Consider the following 17,471-nt stretch of genomic DNA (forward strand, 5'->3'; position numbering starts at 1 on the left):
AAGATTTTAAGATGGTTGGCAGTATGACATGATTTTTAATTTATCATTTGTATTGACAAAAATAACATAAGTGTATATGATGTATATATACACCATAATATTTATACATAGTTTATATGCGGGAGGGATAAGAGACCATAGATGAATATTATTATTTCTAACTCTTCACAGGAGCCGATTTATGAACAGATTGTCAAACAGATTAAGAATATGATTATCAGAGGAGAACTTGCAGAGAATGAGATGCTTCCTTCTATACGGAGTCTGGCCAAAGACCTGCAGATAAGCGTCATTACCACAAAAAAAGCATATGAAGAATTGGAGAATGATGGCTACATAGTAACAGTACAAGGTAAAGGTTCTTTCGTGGCGGCTCAAAACAAAGAACTGCTAAAAGAAATGCGCTTAAAAATTGTTGAAGAAAAATTGGCAGAAGCAGTTGATGCGGGTAGGTCTATTGAGTTGTCTCTCGAAGAAATGCAGAAAATGTTAAAAATACTTTATGAGGAGGTATAACATGGCACCTGTTTTAGAAGTAAAAAATTTAAAAAAGAAGTTCAAAGATTTTGCTCTAAAAAATGTAAATTTTACTTTGGAAAAAGGATATATTATGGGCTTTATTGGCCCAAATGGGGCAGGAAAGAGTACAACCATAAAATTTATTATGAATTTGCTTAAAAAAGATGATGGGGAAATTAAAATATTTGGACTGGATAATATTAAGCATGAGAAAGAAGTGAAAAACAGAATCGGATTTGTATTTGATGAAAACTATTTTTATGAAGAACTAACTGTTATGGAAATGAAAAGAGTAATAGCCCCTTTCTACAAAAACTGGAATGATAGTTTATTCAATAAATACATTAAGGAGTTTTCCCTGCCTTCTAAAAAAAAGATAAAGGAATTATCGAAAGGAATGAAAATGAAATTTTCCATTGCCGTTGCATTATCGCATGATGCAGAGTTGCTAATAATGGATGAGCCAACTTCAGGGCTTGACCCCATTATACGGAGTGAACTGTTGGATATACTAACCTTGCTTATACAAGATGAAAATAAAAGCGTATTTTTCTCAACCCATATTACATCCGACTTGGATAAGATAGCGGATTACATATCATTTATCAATAATGGAAGTATTGTGTTTTCTTGTCCCAAAGATGATATCTTTGAAAAGCACGGATTGGTCAAAGGACCAAAAGAAATACTTAATGCTGATGTAAGGAAGTATTTTATTGGAATAAAAGAAAACCAGTTTGGATTTGAGGGACTTACAGAAAACAGGCAGCAGGTAAAAAGGATGCTAAGAGACAGGGTTATTATTGATAAACCGTCTCTTGATGATATAATGCTCTATTATGCAAGGAGGGTATAAAATGTTTAATTTAATTCTAAAGGATATATTAATACAAAAAAGGACTTTCTTTTTGGGGATAGTCTATATAATGATTATGATATTGTCTTTTCAACAGGTTGGAAGTCCTATGTTTTCAGCAAGTGTTATTGCGTTTTCATATATTATGGTTCAGTCGGCCTGTGCTTATGATGACAAAAATAAATCAGATATTCTATTAAACAGTCTGCCGTTAAACAGAAATACTATAGTAATTGCGAGATATCTTTCAACATTTATTTTTGCAGCAATTGCGGTTGTATATTATATTTTACTCACAGGTATCATAAAAATATTGGAACTGCCTTTTAAAGTATATCCTGTATCGCTTGAAGGCACTATAGGAACTCTATTTGCTTTAATTTTAGTTAGTGGGATATATTTTCCTATATTTTTTAAAGTGGGATACATAAAATCTAAAATTGTTAATTTTGTTTTATTTTTTGGGGTATTCATTGGGAGCGGAATACTTGTGCCTGAATTGATAGAAAATAAAAACAAAGCATTTTTTCAAGGAATCTTGCAGTTTTTAAGCAACCAATCGGATATGCAGATAGCAATTGAAATATTTGCTATAATGATTTTGTTACTTATTATCTCATATATGTTTTCTTTGAAATTCTATCGAAAAAGGGAGTTCTAATCTGTTAAAAATTATATTTTTGTATTAAAATCTTTATTTAGCCTGTAGTGGGATATGACCATATAAAATAATATCTTTTTTTTAAATGAGCCTGTAAAATATATCACTATAACGCTATTACAGGCTCATTTTTATGTAATGTTGAATCAGACCATAGAAGCATCATTTAATTCACTGCCAGATTCAGATTGCAGTTTTTTTATACATCCATGCAGCATTTTGATAATTCCGATTAGTCTTAATTCCAGAACATCATATTCCTCTTTTGTAATATATTCATTTATCAGGGCTATGGCAAGGAAATTGCGGGTTTCACCTGCGCTGCCGAGGCTGAGATTGTAATGGTAGAATTGTCTGCTTTTATATAATTGTGAGTTGTCCTCAGCGATATTGGCGCATATGCTTGTGCAGGCACGGAGTAGTTGTGATACAATTATATGAGTTTCGAATTTCGGAAACTTTTTAGTAATCTTATATATTTCATTTGTTAATTCTGCTGATTTCTGCCATACTTTCAGGCTTTTAAAGTCTCTTATATAAAAATTCTGTTCCATAAAACCAACCTTTCAAATTAAGTTTCTCACATTATATAGAAGGATAGTTAAAAGTCAAATTATAATAGAAGTTTTTTGCAAGTAATTTTCTGCGGTGAAAGTGTAAAAGTCAATATATCCTTGGTTCTTTCCATAGTTAGTTGATTTTGTGCATATGTTCAGACAAAAGCACTTTAGCTCTTAGCGTATCAAAGCTACACCTTCTATACATAATTCTTTTAATTACTTTAAGCTTATTGACACTGCCTTCCGCAAGACCATTATTAAAATCATATATTATTGCATTTCTAACAGCATCTATATCTTTTACCAGCCCTTTCACAAAACTTTCTATTTCGTGAATTTTTAACGAATCGGCTTTATCTATCCATTCTTCTAATTTACTAATATTTTTCTCTAATAGTATTTCCCTAAATTCATTTACAAGATGATATATACTTGCATAAAATGGATATTCATTACATACTCTATCCAATTGCTCTTGAGTAATCATTTTTACTTCCTCGATAGGCTTATACAGCAACTTTATTAAATTTTTGCGCTCTATTTGTTCGCTAATTTTGTCTCCATTATCATTAGATTTATCTTTATCATATTCCTTTTTGTAACGATGTTTCCATTCGCTAATATAGTGACGTATGCTGGAAATAGAACCATTGTAACCTTTTTTACGAATTATCTCATCAATATTTGCTGATGTATATCCTTGCTCAATATAACAATTTATCTCATCTATAAATGGACTTAATTTACCTGGTTTTTTGACTCCGTATGATGCATGCACTGCAGAGTAGTTAGGATCAAGATATTTGTTTACTGTACGTTTGTCAATTCCTATTTCTCTTGCTATTGCTGCTTTTGAATAACCATGTTTGAACATTTCTTGTACTTTGTCAATTTTTTCTTGTTTCCTTGCAACAGTTTCTTCGTGCTTTTTCATCATTTTTGTTTGAAACAGTTTTTCTCTTTCTTTATCTGTCATATTTATTAGCTTATCAAATGTGCGTGAATCTAAGTTTAATTTTTTGCATATGTATGATTTTTTATAACCTTTTATTAGAAGAAGATTTATTCTTTCATATTTTTCTTTTAAGGTAAGCTTTTTATTAATAATTGCAGAATTTTTCATTGTATCTGTTTTATCAGCATTTTTCATTGGAATAAAAGGTAAAGGCACGGAAACTTTTTGATTTAAAGTTTTCATAATATAGTCTTTACAATACTGGACAATCCGGATTGGTACAAAACATTTTTCTATTATTAAGAATAACTATAACTTTCTTGCCTTGTATCGGAAGATCCTGAAAGCTTCTTTTATAATGTGAATGAACTTTTGTAGATGTTTGACAACAGAAAGGACATTTTAATTCTTTTCTATTTGATTCCACTTTGATATATATAGTATCATCAATTATTTCATGGCTTTTATATTCTAAATTTTTATCCAGCATCTTAATAAATTCATCCATCTAAGAGTCCTCTTTTCTAATTTTCTTACCATTCTATTATATCATGCATTTATTAGATTTCAACTAGCTTTGGAAAGAACCAATTTCTATTGGCATTTACACATTATTTTAAATGATAACGCTAATATAAAAGTAGATTTTATCCTAAGTATCTCTAATATGGATATAAATACAGATTTACTTCTAATTTTATATGAACAAATATATCGTGCGTCCCGCATATTTATTTTGAATAAGTTGAGAAACTTGAAAGGAGCATATAGCCCTCTTTATAATTATAGTGAAGTTCTATAAACAGGGATTTCATAATAATAGGGAGGGCTTATAATATGGTTTTGAAGGCGGAAGAAGTTTATACGAAATTTAATGAGGAAAGTATTGAGATTAGGATTCCTAAGAAACTGTTATTGCTTTTGCTACAACAGGTAAATAGACACTATGAAATACTAAGTTACGAGGAGGAAGTCGTAAACAACTTTGCGGTTAATATCAATAATACGGAAATGATAATGACTAAACTGTTTATCTTAATGGCCGAGCCATATAAGAAGAAGGAAGTTATATTTGAAACAACTATAGCAGAATTTCTGGTATTGTGGGACTTAGTATATTGCAATTATTCCATGTTGCACTTGAAAACAAAGATGAAGCCATATATTTTAAAGTCATATCAAGAGTTTTACGAATATATTGAAAACATTTATGAGATGCTAGATGAGGATGAGATAAAAGTATATTTGGATTTTATAAAGAACTGCAAAATTACAGATAATACTATTCACTAAACCAAGAAAAAAGGCATTAGGGAATAATATTCTGCTAATGCCTTTTAACTTAATACTTTTTGTCTTTTGTGTATATAGCCTCAATTTTGGTAATAAAGGATAGAAGCATAATAAATGAAATACCTGCTGCAGAGCCGATAATTAAACGTATGATAAGGTTTTCTACAACAATGGAGAAGGGGATTAAAAATATATTTCCTAAGATAAGCAATTTTAAAGTTCTAAAAATGCTGTGTTTCATAAAATACCTCCAATATTTTTAGTTAAAGAGAATTTAACCAACAATACGTAATGTAATCAAGTCTGATTTTAACGTTTAAAATAAAGTTGGTCCATGATATAATAGAGTAGGATAAAGGAATGGACTAAGTGCCATTGACACAGACACTCTCAGAGGTGTTCAACTGTTGTCAGTGGCATTTTTGTTTTTTAGAGGATAGAAGAATAAAGGGAGAAGGGGTAAGGAACAACAGTTCTGGATTAAAAAAATGAGTAGAAATTAATTGCCTGTATACTTTTACCATAACCCTTGATTCCTAAACTCTAATCCCTAACTTACGGAGGTGTTTGCATGGCTAAAAGAAATATAAGTTGGGATGAAAATAAATTAAATAAATGGATACAGGAGGGCAGGGGGCAGGGAGAAGGAAAAGACTACAAGCCCTGGCTTACTGTCCAGGACTTCCCTTCTAAAGGAAGGGTTACACGTATATTTGGATGGAAAACAAAAAGAACACATCACTTTTTTACGGATACAGAGACAAGATACTTTTATTTACTTGAATGGGAAGATGATGTTTTAGATATCAGGGAGCACTATCCTTTGTTTAACTGTGAAGAAGTGATAGAAAATAAGGCTGGTTTAAACTTTCACTTATTTAAAGATAAAGATATAGGAACGCCCTATATTTTATCTACATCATTTTTAATCACTTTGAAAAAACCAAACGGCAAAATAGAGTATCTTGCAAGAAGTCTTAAAGCGGATTATGAACTTGAACGAAAGACAGCCCTAGAAAGGCTGGAAATTGAAAGAAGATACTGGCAGAGCCAAAACATTGATTGGGGAATAGTAACACAAAAAGAGATTCCAGTAGTTAAAGCAAAGAATATCGAATGGATTCACTCATCCTTATATCCTACTGATGAAAGAGGATTTACAGATGAAGAAGCAGACTATTACTGCAATGCTTTTATTGAAAAATTGGCGGGAAGCAGTACTTCGATTAGAGATTTTACTACCCAATTTGATAGGCTGTTTAATTTAGACACAGGGTCAGGGGTGTATATATTCAAGCGTTTAATTGCTCTTAAAAGAATAATGGTGGACATGAATAAGAAAATCGACCTCAATGATTCGACCCAAAGTATAGAAATTGTACAACAAAGTTTACCAGAAAGGGTGGGGGTACTTTGATAGCAGTAAATACACTAATTAAGTGGGTTCAGGATAATGGTAAAGAAAGCGTGGAAAGGATTTTATGGCTTGATAGACAGCAAAATCTTGCATACGTTATAAACATACATTTAAATGAAAGTCCTTTTCCAAGAAGTATTTCTGATATTGAAGAAGGCATAGGGCAGGGGATTGCATTTATATTGGAAAACGACCCATTTGCTAAGGTTGTTGATGAAGAAGAATTGTCAGAGAAATCAAGAGAAATACGTGATAAAGCATGGGAAGTTATTAAGGAACTCGTTACACTTGAACCTGCTATCTTTGATAAGAAAGACGGAGGGAACTTGTTTTAAAAGCCTCGTCTATTTATCACCTACATGAAAAAACTGTTTTAAATTATCTTAAAAGATTCTGGAAGAGAGGGAAAATAAAGAACGCTTTGCTTCCAGACTACTATTTATGCGGAGGCCCAGGTAAAGAAAGACGGGCAGGAGATAAAAAGCGTGGGCGCAGACGGAAAAATGCGGAACTGATGGGTGATGGAATCAATGTAGATGAAGAAATTAAAAAGATATTTAATATCGCTATCAATAAATAACTATCACACAGGTACTAAAAATACTCTTAAACTTGCATATGAACTGATGAGGAAAGAATTTTTCAGCGATGAATTCAAAATAGAAAACGGCATAAAAGTTCCTATCATAAAACCTATGGGTGATGTACCTACATATGCACAATTTCGTTATTGGTACTATAAAAATATGAACTATAAAAAACAAATCACATCCAGACAGAGCAGTAAAAAATATGAGCAGCAGCACAGACCTCTTCTGGGAAGTTCAACTTCAGAAGCCATTGCGCCAGGAAGCATCTATCAAATCGATGCAACTGTAGGCGATATTTATCTTGTGAGCCGTTTTAACAGGAACTGGATAATTGGAAGACCAGTGATTTATGGGGTTATAGATGTTTTCAGCAGAATGGTTGTTGGTATTTATGTTGGTTTAGAGGGTCCCAGTTGGATAGGAGCCATGATGGCTCTGGCTAATGCAGCATCCGACAAAGTTGCCTTTTGCAGGGAGTATGGAATAGATATTGAAGAAAAGGACTGGCCAGTCCATCATCTTCCAGAGGCTATTTTGGCGGACAGAGGGGAACTTGAAGGCAAGAATGTTGAAAACATCATAAATTCCTTACATATAAAAGTACAGAATACTCCCCCGTATAGGGCAGATTGGAAAGCAGTCATTGAACAGCACTTTAGAGTAACCAATTTAAGAGTAAAACCACTTTTGCCTAGTACTGTAAACCCAGATGTGAGAGAGCGGGGCGACAGGGATTACAGACTAGATGCCAAACTGGATATTTACCAGTTTACACAGATTATTATCAAATGTGCCCTGTACCATAATAACCAGTATTACCTTAAAAATTATGACAGGGAAGAGATGATGGTTGCTGATGAAGTAGAATGCATCCCACGGGAAATATGGAACTGGGGAATTGTAAACCGTGCAGGAAAATTACGAAGCGTACCAGAGGATATCGTTAAACTAAATCTTATGCCTTCAGATACGGCAACAGTAACTGCAAAAGGAATAAAATTTAAGGGCTTGTATTATGCCTCTTCCAAGACTCTCAGGGAGAGATGGTTTGAGAAGGCGAGGAATAAAGGGACATGGAAAATTGGTGTATCTTATGACCCCCGCAATATGAACTTTATTTATATTAAGGACCAAAATGGTATGGACTTTGAAAAATGTTTTCTCCTGGAACATCAAAACAGGTATAAGGATAAAAATTTTGAGGAAATTCAATACCTTCTTGAGGAGGAGAAACTTCAAATAAAAATGGCAGAAGATAAGGAACTGCAGGCTAAGGTTGATTTAATTGCTGAGATTGAAAATATTGCAAAAGAGGCAGAGAAATCCTTTAAAGAAGAAAAGTCAAATGAAAGCGATTCGAAGCGTAAAAAAGGCATTAGAAATAATAAAAGGCTTGAAAAGATGATAAATAGAGGAAAGGAAGGCTTTGAACTGGATAAAAAAGATATAGGAAATAACGCAGAAGTTATATCGTTTAATAGGACAAAGCAGAAGGAACAGTCAGATGAGAATAGTACGATAGACCTTTTAATAAGGAAACAGAAGGAGGCTTTAAAGAAAATCCATGAATAAAGTGATAATACCTAATGGTTCTAATGCTGTAATTGCGGAATACAAGAAACAATTAATTCCTGAATATAGTGGGAATCCATTTATTGAAGCACTACCACCAATTTATTCCCAGGAAGAAATAGTAGAGAAACTTGCACTTTATCCGCACTATAACCCAGAAGAAAGGCAATTGGAAAGCCACTACCGCATCCATATGGTTCAGCGGTTGTTCCAGTGTTTCCAGCCGCTTGGTATTCACCTTAACCTTGAGAGCAGGGTGAGCAGGGTTATAAGGCAGGGATACCTGGCACGTAACCCATTTAAACCTTCTTATGCTGAAAGTCTTCAGGATGGATATAAGGCGATACAAAGCCAACAAATGGGAATTAAGCAGCAATGAGTCCTTCAGGATTACAGCAGCGGGTTTCACGATGATAGGGGTAAGTGGAATGGGCAAGACAACGGCTATCAACCGTGTATTATCCCTTTTTTCCTCAGATAATTGTTCATTCACAATATAAGAATATCAATTTTAGTATGTACCAACTGGTTTGGCTGAAGTTAGACTGCCCATTTGACGGTTCCTTGAAGGGTCTCTGCATAGAGTTTTTCCATAAAGTAGACGACCTGTTGGGTACAGACTATTATAAGAAGTTTGGGGTAGGTAGGAAAACCGTAGACAATATGCTCTCTATCATATCCCAGATAGCCAGAAATACAGGGCTGGGTGTATTGGTCATAGACGAGATTCAGCATTTAAATGGGGCAAAAAGCGGTGGGGATGAGAAGATGCTTAACTTTTTTGTAACCCTTGTCAATACCATTGGTGTACCTGTCATACTTATTGGCACCACAAAAGCATTATCGGTTCTACAATCAGAATTCCGTCAGGCAAGGCGCGGCAGCGGTCAAGGGGATATGATTTGGGAGAGGCTGAGTAAAGATAAAAGTTGGGAACTGCTAATCAATGCACTTTGGGACTATCAGTGGACCAAAAAGGAAGTACCTTTAACACCTGAATTAAACGATGTAATTTATGAAGAGTCACAGGGCATCATTGACATTGCGGTAAAACTTTATGCTATGTCCCAAATACGGGCAATCCTCTCAGGCAGGGAGGATATTACTGTAAATCTGATTAAGCAGGTTGCAAAGGATAATTTAAAGTTGGTTCGCCCCATGCTGGAAGCCTTAAAAACAGGAAACATTAAAGAAATCGCCAAGTATGAGGATATTTGTACTGTAGACATTGATTTTCTGGGATTTGTGGACAAAAGCAAACAGTCATTAGACTGGGATATGAGGATGAAGATGCTCCAAAGGCAGCAGAAGGAAAAAGAAAAGGAAGTGAACCTTTCCAGGAAGGAACAGGCGATTATAAAATTATTAGACTTAAATATTGATGCAAAAAAGGCTCAAAAAGCAGTAGAGCAGGTTCTCGATAGTGAAGAAGAACTTGAAGTCTCAGAGATTGTAATAAAGGCTGTGCAGATGATATCAACCAATGATAAACCAAAACAAAGGGAAAAGAGTAAAGCAAAGAAGATGGATGAAAATGATATAAGGTTTATTGTGGAAGAAGGCAGGAGAAATAAAAAATCAGCCTATGAATCGTTAAAAGAAAAAGGACTTATCAGGCAAGTGGAAAATGATTTTTTCAAGGCGGTGTAGCACAAAATGATGACGTTTTTTCCTGTGCCTTATGAGGATGAAGTATTATACAGCGTCCTTGCAAGGTACCATGTGCGGAGCGGAAATACAAGTTATAAGGCGACAATGGAAGACCTTTTCGGTTCAACTTCCGTAACAGCGGTGATGGACCTGCCCTCCAATATACAGAACCTTGTTAATAATATGCCCCTTAATTCCCGATATACAGAAGAATTTCTCATAAAAAGCCATACACTTTTTCCTTTCTACTCTGCCTTTTTGCCTCCAAAACGTGCAGAACAAGTTTTTGAATCAATGAAAGGGGATAACGGAGGGAGCATATACAGCCGAACTGGAATTATGGCCAGTTCCGTTACATTAAACCAATATTTTAAGTTCTGCCCTGTATGTGCTAAAGAAGATAAATTACAGTATGGAGAGTTATACTGGCATAGGGTTCATCAAATTCCTGGGGTACTGATATGTCCAAAACATCATGTTCCTTTATATGACAGCCAGGTGCCTATCAGGGGATATAATAAACACGAATATAAGACTGCTGGCGAGGAGAACTGTGTAGAACCCGATATTGTTATCAACTACTCTGATGATGTTTTTGAAAAACTGATTAGGCTCGCAGAGGATGCTCAGGTTTTGCTTAACAGCGACTTTGAAAAGAGAGATATAGAATGGTATAAAGAGCAGTATCTTGCAAAGATGATGGAAATGGGATTTGCAACTTCAAACGGAAAAGTGCATCAAAAGGAGTTTATAAAAGAGTTTATTGATTATTATATTGTTCAGTCCAGGGTTGATATCGATAACGATTCAAATTGGCTAATGGATATGATAAGAAAGAAAAACAAGACTGCTCATCCTATCAGACATTTGCTTTTGTCCCGTTTTCTTGGTATTTCTCTTCCTGATTTATTTTATAAAAAAATGGAATGTAAGCCATTTGGGGATGGACCATGGCCTTGCCTGAATGCAGGTAGACCACTACCTAAAACCAGTTGTTTCTGACTTAAAAGTCTCATACAGTACGGATTTGAAATGTCCTGTTGGGACTTTTTCTTGTACTTGCGGTTTTGTTTATACAAGAAGTGGACCAGATGAATCTGAGGATGCAAGATATAGGTTTGGAAGGATAAAAAAATTTGGGCAAGTGTGGGAGGAGAGACTTAAAGAATTAGTAAACCAAAAGTTGAGTTTAAGAGAAACAGCGAGGTTATTAGGCGTAGACGCTAATACGGTCAAGAAGTATGCCCGAAAACTTGGGTTAACTACTTACTGGGAAAAGCGGAGTGAGACCGATAGTGAATGTGATAATGATAGGAACAGTTATTCTTCAATGAATTTGGACAGGAATTACTACAGAGAAAAGTAGAAGGAATTAAGAAAGCAATATCCAGAGATGGGGAAAACGCAATTACGGTAGATAGATAAGGCTTTATTTGCATGGCTTTATAGGAATGACAGGGAGTGGTTAAACCAGAACTCGCCTGATAAAAAAGTGACTAATGCTGTCAACACCAGAGTAGATTGGAACCAAAGGGATAATGTGATATTGTCTCAGGTAAAAGAAATTGTTGATAAGATACTAAATTCAGATGGAAAGCCTGAAAAAATTACTGTTAGTTTAGTTGGGAGTAGATTAGGCATAAGAGGCTTGCTTGAAAAACATTTAGATAAACTTCCAAAGACAAAGGCATATCTGGATTCTGTTAAAGAGACTAATCATGATTTCCGATTAAGGAGGATTTGTTGGGCAGTTCGAGAGTTAGAAAAAGAGGGACAAGAATTGCAATTATGGAGAATAATGAGGAAGGCTGGAATTAGGGAGGAATATCTAACAGACTTAAAGAGACTGTAGTGAGAAATTTATCATGGGATAAACTTGATAATTTTTACATTATTTAGACCGATATTAGGTTGAATTATTGCAGTATTTATGGTTATTTAACAAATAAAAGCCTTATAAAGAGTTGAAATAGTATAAAGACTTTGCATTATATTTTTCTATGAATTTATAGTGTTGTATTTACAACTGGAAATAAAATGATTATTGGATTATAATGTTATTGAATCCAACATTGTACATTAGATAAGGGGTCTTGGGTTAATGAACGATAAGTTTATATATGTTGAAGATATAATTGCAGAAAAGATAGGTCCAGTATGTCCAGAATTTGATGTATGTAATGGAAATCCTTATGTTTTTACTTTGCTGCGTCCACAATTTTGTGGTGAGTTCGAATATGATGAGACTAATGGGCCTGTCATTTGTGATGAAACATTTAACGAATTATGTGAAGATTTGATTAAAAAAGCGAAATATGAGAATGTTGATATACTAATAACTCCAGAATATTGCATTTCCCTAGATTTAATTACAAAAATAATTTCAGATACTTCAGAATCTTTAAAACCAAGTTTAGGAAAAATTTGGTGCCTATGTTGCCAAGGCGCAAAATATTATGATTTCTTACGATATCTTGACAGGTTTGAAGAATTAGGCGCAAAAGTTATAAGACTTGCTGTTGAAACTGCAACTATAAAGAATTTTGTTAATGCCTTAATTTATGTTTTTATGCTTACTGATGGAAGTATATGTATATTACCACAATTAAAGACTCAAATAATGGCTGATAGAGATTTGCTTTGTGAAGGGATGGGAATGAGCGTTGGTAATATTGTTTATAAATTTGGCAAAGAATGCCCTAATCAACTATGTACGATAATCTGTGCTGATGCACTTAATTTCAGATATATTTCATTAGATAACATAAATAATGGAAATGAAAATGTTATTTTATTACATCCTCAACTCAACGATAAACCAAGAAATAGCACTTTTTGTAGTTTGAAGTATATTCTTTATAGTAATATTGAATGCGATAGTTTGATTTATATTACCGCTAATTGGGCATATGGTACCAGGTTAATTAATAGAAATAACCCTCAAGCAGATACAACCTTAAGTATTATAAATCCTTGGTCTTGCATATATGTTAAAGATGCAGGTAATACTTGGTTAGAACAGCAAAAGGATTTAAGAAAGCATAATTATAGTAAAGGATTAGGCTTTGGATACTTTAACAGGTATAAATTAAAAGTGTGGTATTGCCTAAAAAACGAAATTATTCACTTGCTTACTATAAAAAAGCCTAAGGGAATTGGACCTAGTGTTGCACAACCTAAGCAAGATGTGACAGTTAATAAAGTATATGAAGCGAAAGATAGAAGATACTTAATAGAGAAGGATTATATAAGGAAAGATAATAATTTAAGGGAATTACTCGATGTAAGGGAAGATGAAATAGATTATAATTTCCCTTTAAGAGCAGATAAAGAAAATAGAGATATATTTTTTGGAGTATGTCTTGGATATTTAGAAAAAGATTTAGAAAAAGGCCAATTGGCTATAGTAGATAATGAAGTATGTAATATTGTTAGTATACATATTGATGATGAATGCGAGGAACAAAGATTAAAACTAATAAATCATTTTAATATATTAGTCAACCTTCTAAAAGCAGGAAAACTTCCTCCTTATATGAAGGATTTGGTTCGCTCACATATGTTTTCATTAGAGGATTGTATTTTTAACCTTGTATCTAAAGATAATAATGTAAGAGCAAAGGCTATAGTATCTTACGTACCTTACGAAACAGATGCAAAGAAAGTAAGTAGTAAGATGAAAGAAGAGCAGAAAAATAAACATGCCGAACTGAACATGGATATAATAAACGAATTAACCTCTGAGGGAAGAGAAAATGAAATCCGTAAATTTATTACAAATACATATGTTTGTGTGTTTACCCAAAAGAGGGGGACAACACAAATTATTAGTTATCCCGAATATAAGACAGAAATAACTTCGTCTGACCGTATGGTAGATGAAACATCAATTCTGAGGTGAGGATTATGGAATTAAAAGAGTTGATTACTAAAAGTGGATTAGAGTGTGAAAATAACTATCCCTTGGATGTAGAGTTTGATGTAGTTGTTGCAAATTATACATATAAAAAGAAAGTAGTTAGTAAATATATTTTTATTTACTTAAACTATTCTCAATACAAAAAGTATATTGTTGATAAAGAGCAGTATAAAAAAATTATTGAGGAAAAATGTCTTGAGCCAATATTTTTTGAATTAGAGGGTGATTTGAGTTGGAACCTATACCTTGTATGTGTGCTACTAAGCGAAGAATATGAGAAAATTTCATCAGAAGAGTTAGTTGAGTTTGAGAAAAATGAGAAATATGCCCGAAAGTTAGTAATTAATGAGATGCATTTTAATAAACTCATCCCTGTTGGCAAGGTTATCACAGGGGATAGTACTAAAGAGATTGTTGACCCCATTGATGATTGGTATAAAGAACTAAATGATAACGGAATGACTTTTTGTCTTGATACATATTCAAAGTATAAAATAGATGTTTTTTTAAAAGGCAAGAATGTTGAAAGTGAAAACAATTATGATTTAACTTTAATTAGTAATGAAGAAAATAAGACACATTCTTTATATAAAATTAAGCAGTTAAAAATGACTGAACAGTTTCGCCCACATTGTTTCGGTTTAAATACAGAACTTGAATTTGGAGATGTTAATTTACTTTTCGGTGCTAATGGAAGTGGAAAAACTTCTATACTTGAGGCAATAGAATTAGTAATGACAGGGCAAATAAGAAAAAACAACACAGGTGAAATAGATAATGATATTTACTACAACGATTTAAAGAGTGATATTACATTACAAATGGAAGGCGATGAAACAGTACATATCCCTAATGATATTAGAGAAAGAAAGTCAAGAGAGAGTCGCTTTTATCAAAATAGACAGGGAACAAGGCAAAAAGAAAAATTAAATAAGGCATTTCATCAATATAATTACTATTCGTTTGAGGATACGTTTTCATTTTGTTTCTTAGGGGAGCAGCCTAATTATAGTGAAGAATTTAGCAAAATAATTTATGGTGAAAGTACTAAAACAATAGAAAAAAATTGGTTAACTTATAAGGAAAAGTTTGAGCAGGAGAAAGCCTCTATTGAAAGTGAAATAAACAGTCTTGAAGATGAGGTTAAACTCTTAGAAAAAATTGATAGTAGTAGTATCCAGATTAGATTGGAATCACTTTATAATTTATTAAGCGAAGTTAAGTTATGTTTCGAAAGAGTAGAAGATGAAACAAATTTATATTCAGTATCAAATTGGTTGCTGCAACTTAATACTAAACTGGCTAAGATAAAAATGTTATTGGAAAATTTCTTGTCTGAAAGTGGAGAGATTGATTCAAAAAAGGATATAAATGATAGTCTTGATAGAATTACGAGAAATAGAAGCAGTTTAGAGGAAAAATTCGCTTTAATTGAAAAAAATATAATTAACATAAATAGTGTTATTAATAAACTATCTGATGAATTACAACAAGCCATAAGTGATGATGTTTTAATAAATGGAGTTATTGAGGATACACAAAATCAAGTAAACACGTTAAACAATTATGTATTAGAAATTAAGGATATTGAAAAATGTAATTTACTATTGGAGTTAGAACATAAAAAAGTTAATCTAAAGCAAAAAATCAGCGTATTAAGTTACTTTAAAGATACATGGGGACATCTTTCTAATGAGCAGATAATTGATAAAAGTCTTGATGATTTAGAAATGCTTATACTTGAAAAGTCAAAGAGAAAAGATGAGTTGGGAAAAGAAATGAAAAACATTTGTGATAAGATAAAAATTGAGGAAGCAAAAAAGAATAGTATAGATAATATAATTATCCAAGTAAAAGCATTAGGTATGAGATATTTTAACGAAAGAAGTAATAGCACAAGATGCCCATTATGTGGCACTGATTTTTTCACTAAAGAAAAGTTTCTAGAAGCAATAGACAAAGAAATAAAAATGGATGATTCTTACTATAAAAAATTAATTGAGGAAAAAGATGCTGTTGACAAGGAATTGAATAAAGTTAATAAAGAAATTGAATATTACACTACTCAACAACAATACATTAATAATCTATATGATGCCTTTAAATTTATTGTTGAGAACAGATTGTTGGAAAATAACACCTGCCCCAATAACAGATGTAATGACAACATGATACAGGCGGTTAATGAAGTATTAAGATTACTAGATGTAAATATACAACAATTAAGGAAGTTGGAATACGATATAAGCAGTTTAGAATTAGCAGGATATAATTACGACTTTATAAAGAGTGCCCTGGATTATATTAATAATATGGCAGGTACTAAAGATAGTAAACTGACTTTAGAGACAATTACTTTTGCAAAAAATGACCTGGAAGAAAAACTAAAAGAGAATCTGACTAAAAAAGAGAATTTACAACATAAAATAGATAATTTAAAAAATTTAATAAAAGATGAAAAAAGAAAGATTAACGAAGAGGAAACAAATAAGCAGACTTTACAAAAAGATTTGCAATTACTAGATGCATATGAATCCAAAATCAATATTTTAAAGGAGTTTGCTGATGAAATTGAAGAAAATGATATTTGTATTGAAAATAATACTTCTATAACAAAGGTTAGAAACTTTATACAGACAATATTAGATGAAGTTTCAATGGTTACTGATAAAGTTAACAATACTATTAAGCAAAAAGAAGATACCGAGAAATTAGAACTATTAAAGCAACAAATTGGGTTAAAGAAACAACAAATTGAAAAGTGTATACATGCAATCGGTGTTTTAAATAGTCTAAAACTATCTTCACAATATGCGGAAGAATTTATCAGGGAAAATATTTGTGACATAAGTGATTTATTTATAAGTCTACATTCACCGAGAGAGTTCGATAAACTTGCTTTGAATGAAAAAGGGGAAATTGTTGGATATAGAAAGATAAATGATGTTGAAGTTGAAGTGCCTATATATCTAATGAGCGCAGGACAGAGAACGGCAGTTGTAATATCTATCTTTTTTAAGTTGCATATAAGTATGAGAACCGTGCCTAAATTTATATTACTTGATGAACCTGTTTCAAATATTGATGATTTAAATATCCTTGGGCTATTGGATTTTTTAAGAGAAATGGCTATATCAAATGGAACTCAAATATTCTTCACTACTGCAAATTACAATGTGGCCAAATTGTTTAAGAGAAAGTTTAGTTTTCTAAGAGATAAATTCTATGAATTTAAATTTGTAAGATATGGTAATACAAAATCAAAAATACGAAGATATACCTATAATGAATTTGAAGATGGAAAAGTAAAAGAGGTTATTATTTCATAATCAATGTATGTAATTCAGGTATTACCTGAATGCTTATGCGTTAAGTGTTGAACCTACGCTATATATAATGAGAGAAACTTGAACCTAAACCCTTATTCCAAGGTCCAACTATGTATATACAAAATAAACTCCACTCCATGATAGTAAACT

Annotated in this window: 16 protein-coding genes and 2 pseudogenes; 14 read left to right on the top strand and 4 right to left on the bottom strand. The window is 32.7% G+C overall.

Translation table 11 applies throughout. The annotated features are described in order from the left end of the window. Positions 1 to 141: 141 nt before the first annotated feature. Genes CPG45_RS10260 through CPG45_RS10270 form a run of 3 tightly spaced genes read left to right on the top strand, consistent with a single transcriptional unit; the run spans position 142 to position 2,036 of the window. The gene (locus CPG45_RS10260) at positions 142 to 516 is read left to right on the top strand and encodes a GntR family transcriptional regulator (RefSeq protein WP_096231806.1); all 375 of its coding nucleotides are present in this window, start codon (positions 142 to 144) and stop codon (positions 514 to 516) included. A 1-nt stretch (position 517) separates the two neighbouring features. Next, positions 518 to 1,375 carry an ABC transporter ATP-binding protein gene (locus CPG45_RS10265; protein ID WP_096231807.1) on the top strand — a complete coding sequence of 286 codons (858 nt, stop codon included), beginning with the start codon at positions 518 to 520 and terminating at the stop codon, positions 1,373 to 1,375. 1 nt (position 1,376) lies between these two features. Beyond that, positions 1,377 to 2,036: an ABC-2 transporter permease gene (locus CPG45_RS10270; protein ID WP_157732379.1), complete on the top strand. Its 660-nt coding sequence runs from the start codon at positions 1,377 to 1,379 to the stop codon at positions 2,034 to 2,036. A 146-nt stretch (positions 2,037 to 2,182) separates the two neighbouring features. Here the strand turns inward: CPG45_RS10270 and CPG45_RS10275 are convergent, their stop codons facing one another. The 3 genes and pseudogenes from CPG45_RS10275 to CPG45_RS10285 form a co-directional block, all read right to left on the bottom strand. Beyond that, complete coding sequence (locus CPG45_RS10275) at positions 2,183 to 2,590, bottom strand: four helix bundle protein (RefSeq protein WP_096231809.1); 408 nt, start codon at positions 2,588 to 2,590, stop codon at positions 2,183 to 2,185. Between the two features lie 136 nt (positions 2,591 to 2,726). Further along, positions 2,727 to 3,794 (bottom strand): transposase, encoded by a 1,068-nt coding sequence (locus CPG45_RS10280; RefSeq protein WP_096231810.1) that lies wholly within the window; start codon positions 3,792 to 3,794, stop codon positions 2,727 to 2,729. A 22-nt stretch (positions 3,795 to 3,816) separates the two neighbouring features. Beyond that, positions 3,817 to 4,041 (bottom strand): annotated as a pseudogene (locus CPG45_RS10285) (transposase family protein); the annotation flags it as partial. 347 nt (positions 4,042 to 4,388) lie between these two features. Here CPG45_RS10285 and CPG45_RS17510 point away from each other — a divergent pair. Continuing rightward, positions 4,389 to 4,844: a hypothetical protein gene (locus CPG45_RS17510; RefSeq protein ID WP_231968696.1), complete on the top strand. Its 456-nt coding sequence runs from the start codon at positions 4,389 to 4,391 to the stop codon at positions 4,842 to 4,844. 49 nt (positions 4,845 to 4,893) lie between these two features. Here the strand turns inward: CPG45_RS17510 and CPG45_RS10295 are convergent, their stop codons facing one another. Then, the gene (locus CPG45_RS10295) at positions 4,894 to 5,085 is read right to left on the bottom strand and encodes a ribonuclease BN (RefSeq protein ID WP_096231812.1); all 192 of its coding nucleotides are present in this window, start codon (positions 5,083 to 5,085) and stop codon (positions 4,894 to 4,896) included. A gap of 330 nt (positions 5,086 to 5,415) precedes the next feature. Between CPG45_RS10295 and CPG45_RS10300 the strand changes: the two genes are divergently transcribed. The 10 genes and pseudogenes from CPG45_RS10300 to CPG45_RS10325 all read left to right on the top strand — a co-directional run bounded on the left by CPG45_RS10300 (position 5,416) and on the right by CPG45_RS10325 (position 17,321). Beyond that, entirely contained in the window at positions 5,416 to 6,261 is an 846-nt protein-coding gene (locus CPG45_RS10300) for a TnsA endonuclease C-terminal domain-containing protein (RefSeq protein ID WP_096231813.1), read from the top strand. Further along, positions 6,258 to 6,596 carry a hypothetical protein gene (locus CPG45_RS17515; RefSeq protein WP_231968698.1) on the top strand — a complete coding sequence of 113 codons (339 nt, stop codon included), beginning with the start codon at positions 6,258 to 6,260 and terminating at the stop codon, positions 6,594 to 6,596. The genes CPG45_RS10300 and CPG45_RS17515 overlap by 4 nt, the downstream gene beginning before the upstream one ends. Positions 6,597 to 6,607: 11 nt before the next feature. Beyond that, positions 6,608 to 6,841 carry a hypothetical protein gene (locus CPG45_RS18505; RefSeq protein WP_502695818.1) on the top strand — a complete coding sequence of 78 codons (234 nt, stop codon included), beginning with the start codon at positions 6,608 to 6,610 and terminating at the stop codon, positions 6,839 to 6,841. After that, positions 6,798 to 8,423 carry a TnsB C-terminal domain-containing protein gene (locus CPG45_RS10305; RefSeq protein ID WP_231968700.1) on the top strand — a complete coding sequence of 542 codons (1,626 nt, stop codon included), beginning with the start codon at positions 6,798 to 6,800 and terminating at the stop codon, positions 8,421 to 8,423. The genes CPG45_RS18505 and CPG45_RS10305 overlap by 44 nt, the downstream gene beginning before the upstream one ends. Beyond that, the gene (locus CPG45_RS17520; protein ID WP_231968701.1) at positions 8,416 to 8,802 is read left to right on the top strand and encodes a hypothetical protein; all 387 of its coding nucleotides are present in this window, start codon (positions 8,416 to 8,418) and stop codon (positions 8,800 to 8,802) included. Before CPG45_RS10305 ends, CPG45_RS17520 begins: the two co-directional genes overlap by 8 nt. 137 nt (positions 8,803 to 8,939) lie before the next feature. Further along, the gene (locus CPG45_RS10310; protein ID WP_231968703.1) at positions 8,940 to 10,073 is read left to right on the top strand and encodes an AAA family ATPase; all 1,134 of its coding nucleotides are present in this window, start codon (positions 8,940 to 8,942) and stop codon (positions 10,071 to 10,073) included. A 6-nt stretch (positions 10,074 to 10,079) separates the two neighbouring features. Then, positions 10,080 to 11,075, top strand: coding sequence for a TnsD family Tn7-like transposition protein (locus CPG45_RS17905; protein ID WP_255405055.1), 996 nt, complete (start codon positions 10,080 to 10,082; stop codon positions 11,073 to 11,075). Further along, a pseudogene (locus CPG45_RS17910) lies at positions 11,038 to 11,925 on the top strand (TnsD family Tn7-like transposition protein). Before CPG45_RS17905 ends, CPG45_RS17910 begins: the two are co-directional and overlap by 38 nt. 249 nt (positions 11,926 to 12,174) lie before the next feature. Beyond that, positions 12,175 to 13,974: a hypothetical protein gene (locus tag CPG45_RS10320; protein ID WP_096231814.1), complete on the top strand. Its 1,800-nt coding sequence runs from the start codon at positions 12,175 to 12,177 to the stop codon at positions 13,972 to 13,974. A 5-nt stretch (positions 13,975 to 13,979) separates the two neighbouring features. Beyond that, the gene (locus CPG45_RS10325) at positions 13,980 to 17,321 is read left to right on the top strand and encodes an AAA family ATPase (protein ID WP_096231815.1); all 3,342 of its coding nucleotides are present in this window, start codon (positions 13,980 to 13,982) and stop codon (positions 17,319 to 17,321) included. Positions 17,322 to 17,471 lie beyond the last annotated feature (150 nt).

Origin of the sequence: Thermoanaerobacterium sp. RBIITD, assembly GCF_900205865.1 — a bacterium.
Classification (GTDB): domain Bacteria; phylum Bacillota; class Thermoanaerobacteria; order Thermoanaerobacterales; family Thermoanaerobacteraceae; genus Thermoanaerobacterium.

Coding starts and splice junctions, on each gene's coding strand:
- CPG45_RS10260 (WP_096231806.1), top strand. CDS start 142: ATGAATATTATTATTTCTAACTCTTCACAGGAGCCGATTTATGAACAG.
- CPG45_RS10265 (WP_096231807.1), top strand. CDS start 518: ATGGCACCTGTTTTAGAAGTAAAAAATTTAAAAAAGAAGTTCAAAGAT.
- CPG45_RS10270 (WP_157732379.1), top strand. CDS start 1,377: ATGTTTAATTTAATTCTAAAGGATATATTAATACAAAAAAGGACTTTC.
- CPG45_RS10275 (WP_096231809.1), bottom strand. CDS start 2,590: ATGGAACAGAATTTTTATATAAGAGACTTTAAAAGCCTGAAAGTATGG.
- CPG45_RS10280 (WP_096231810.1), bottom strand. CDS start 3,794: ATGAAAACTTTAAATCAAAAAGTTTCCGTGCCTTTACCTTTTATTCCA.
- CPG45_RS17510 (WP_231968696.1), top strand. CDS start 4,389: ATGGTTTTGAAGGCGGAAGAAGTTTATACGAAATTTAATGAGGAAAGT.
- CPG45_RS10295 (WP_096231812.1), bottom strand. CDS start 5,085: ATGAAACACAGCATTTTTAGAACTTTAAAATTGCTTATCTTAGGAAAT.
- CPG45_RS10300 (WP_096231813.1), top strand. CDS start 5,416: ATGGCTAAAAGAAATATAAGTTGGGATGAAAATAAATTAAATAAATGG.
- CPG45_RS10305 (WP_231968700.1), top strand. CDS start 6,798: ATGAAGAAATTAAAAAGATATTTAATATCGCTATCAATAAATAACTAT.
- CPG45_RS17520 (WP_231968701.1), top strand. CDS start 8,416: ATGAATAAAGTGATAATACCTAATGGTTCTAATGCTGTAATTGCGGAA.
- CPG45_RS10310 (WP_231968703.1), top strand. CDS start 8,940: ATGTACCAACTGGTTTGGCTGAAGTTAGACTGCCCATTTGACGGTTCC.
- CPG45_RS17905 (WP_255405055.1), top strand. CDS start 10,080: ATGATGACGTTTTTTCCTGTGCCTTATGAGGATGAAGTATTATACAGC.
- CPG45_RS10320 (WP_096231814.1), top strand. CDS start 12,175: ATGAACGATAAGTTTATATATGTTGAAGATATAATTGCAGAAAAGATA.
- CPG45_RS10325 (WP_096231815.1), top strand. CDS start 13,980: ATGGAATTAAAAGAGTTGATTACTAAAAGTGGATTAGAGTGTGAAAAT.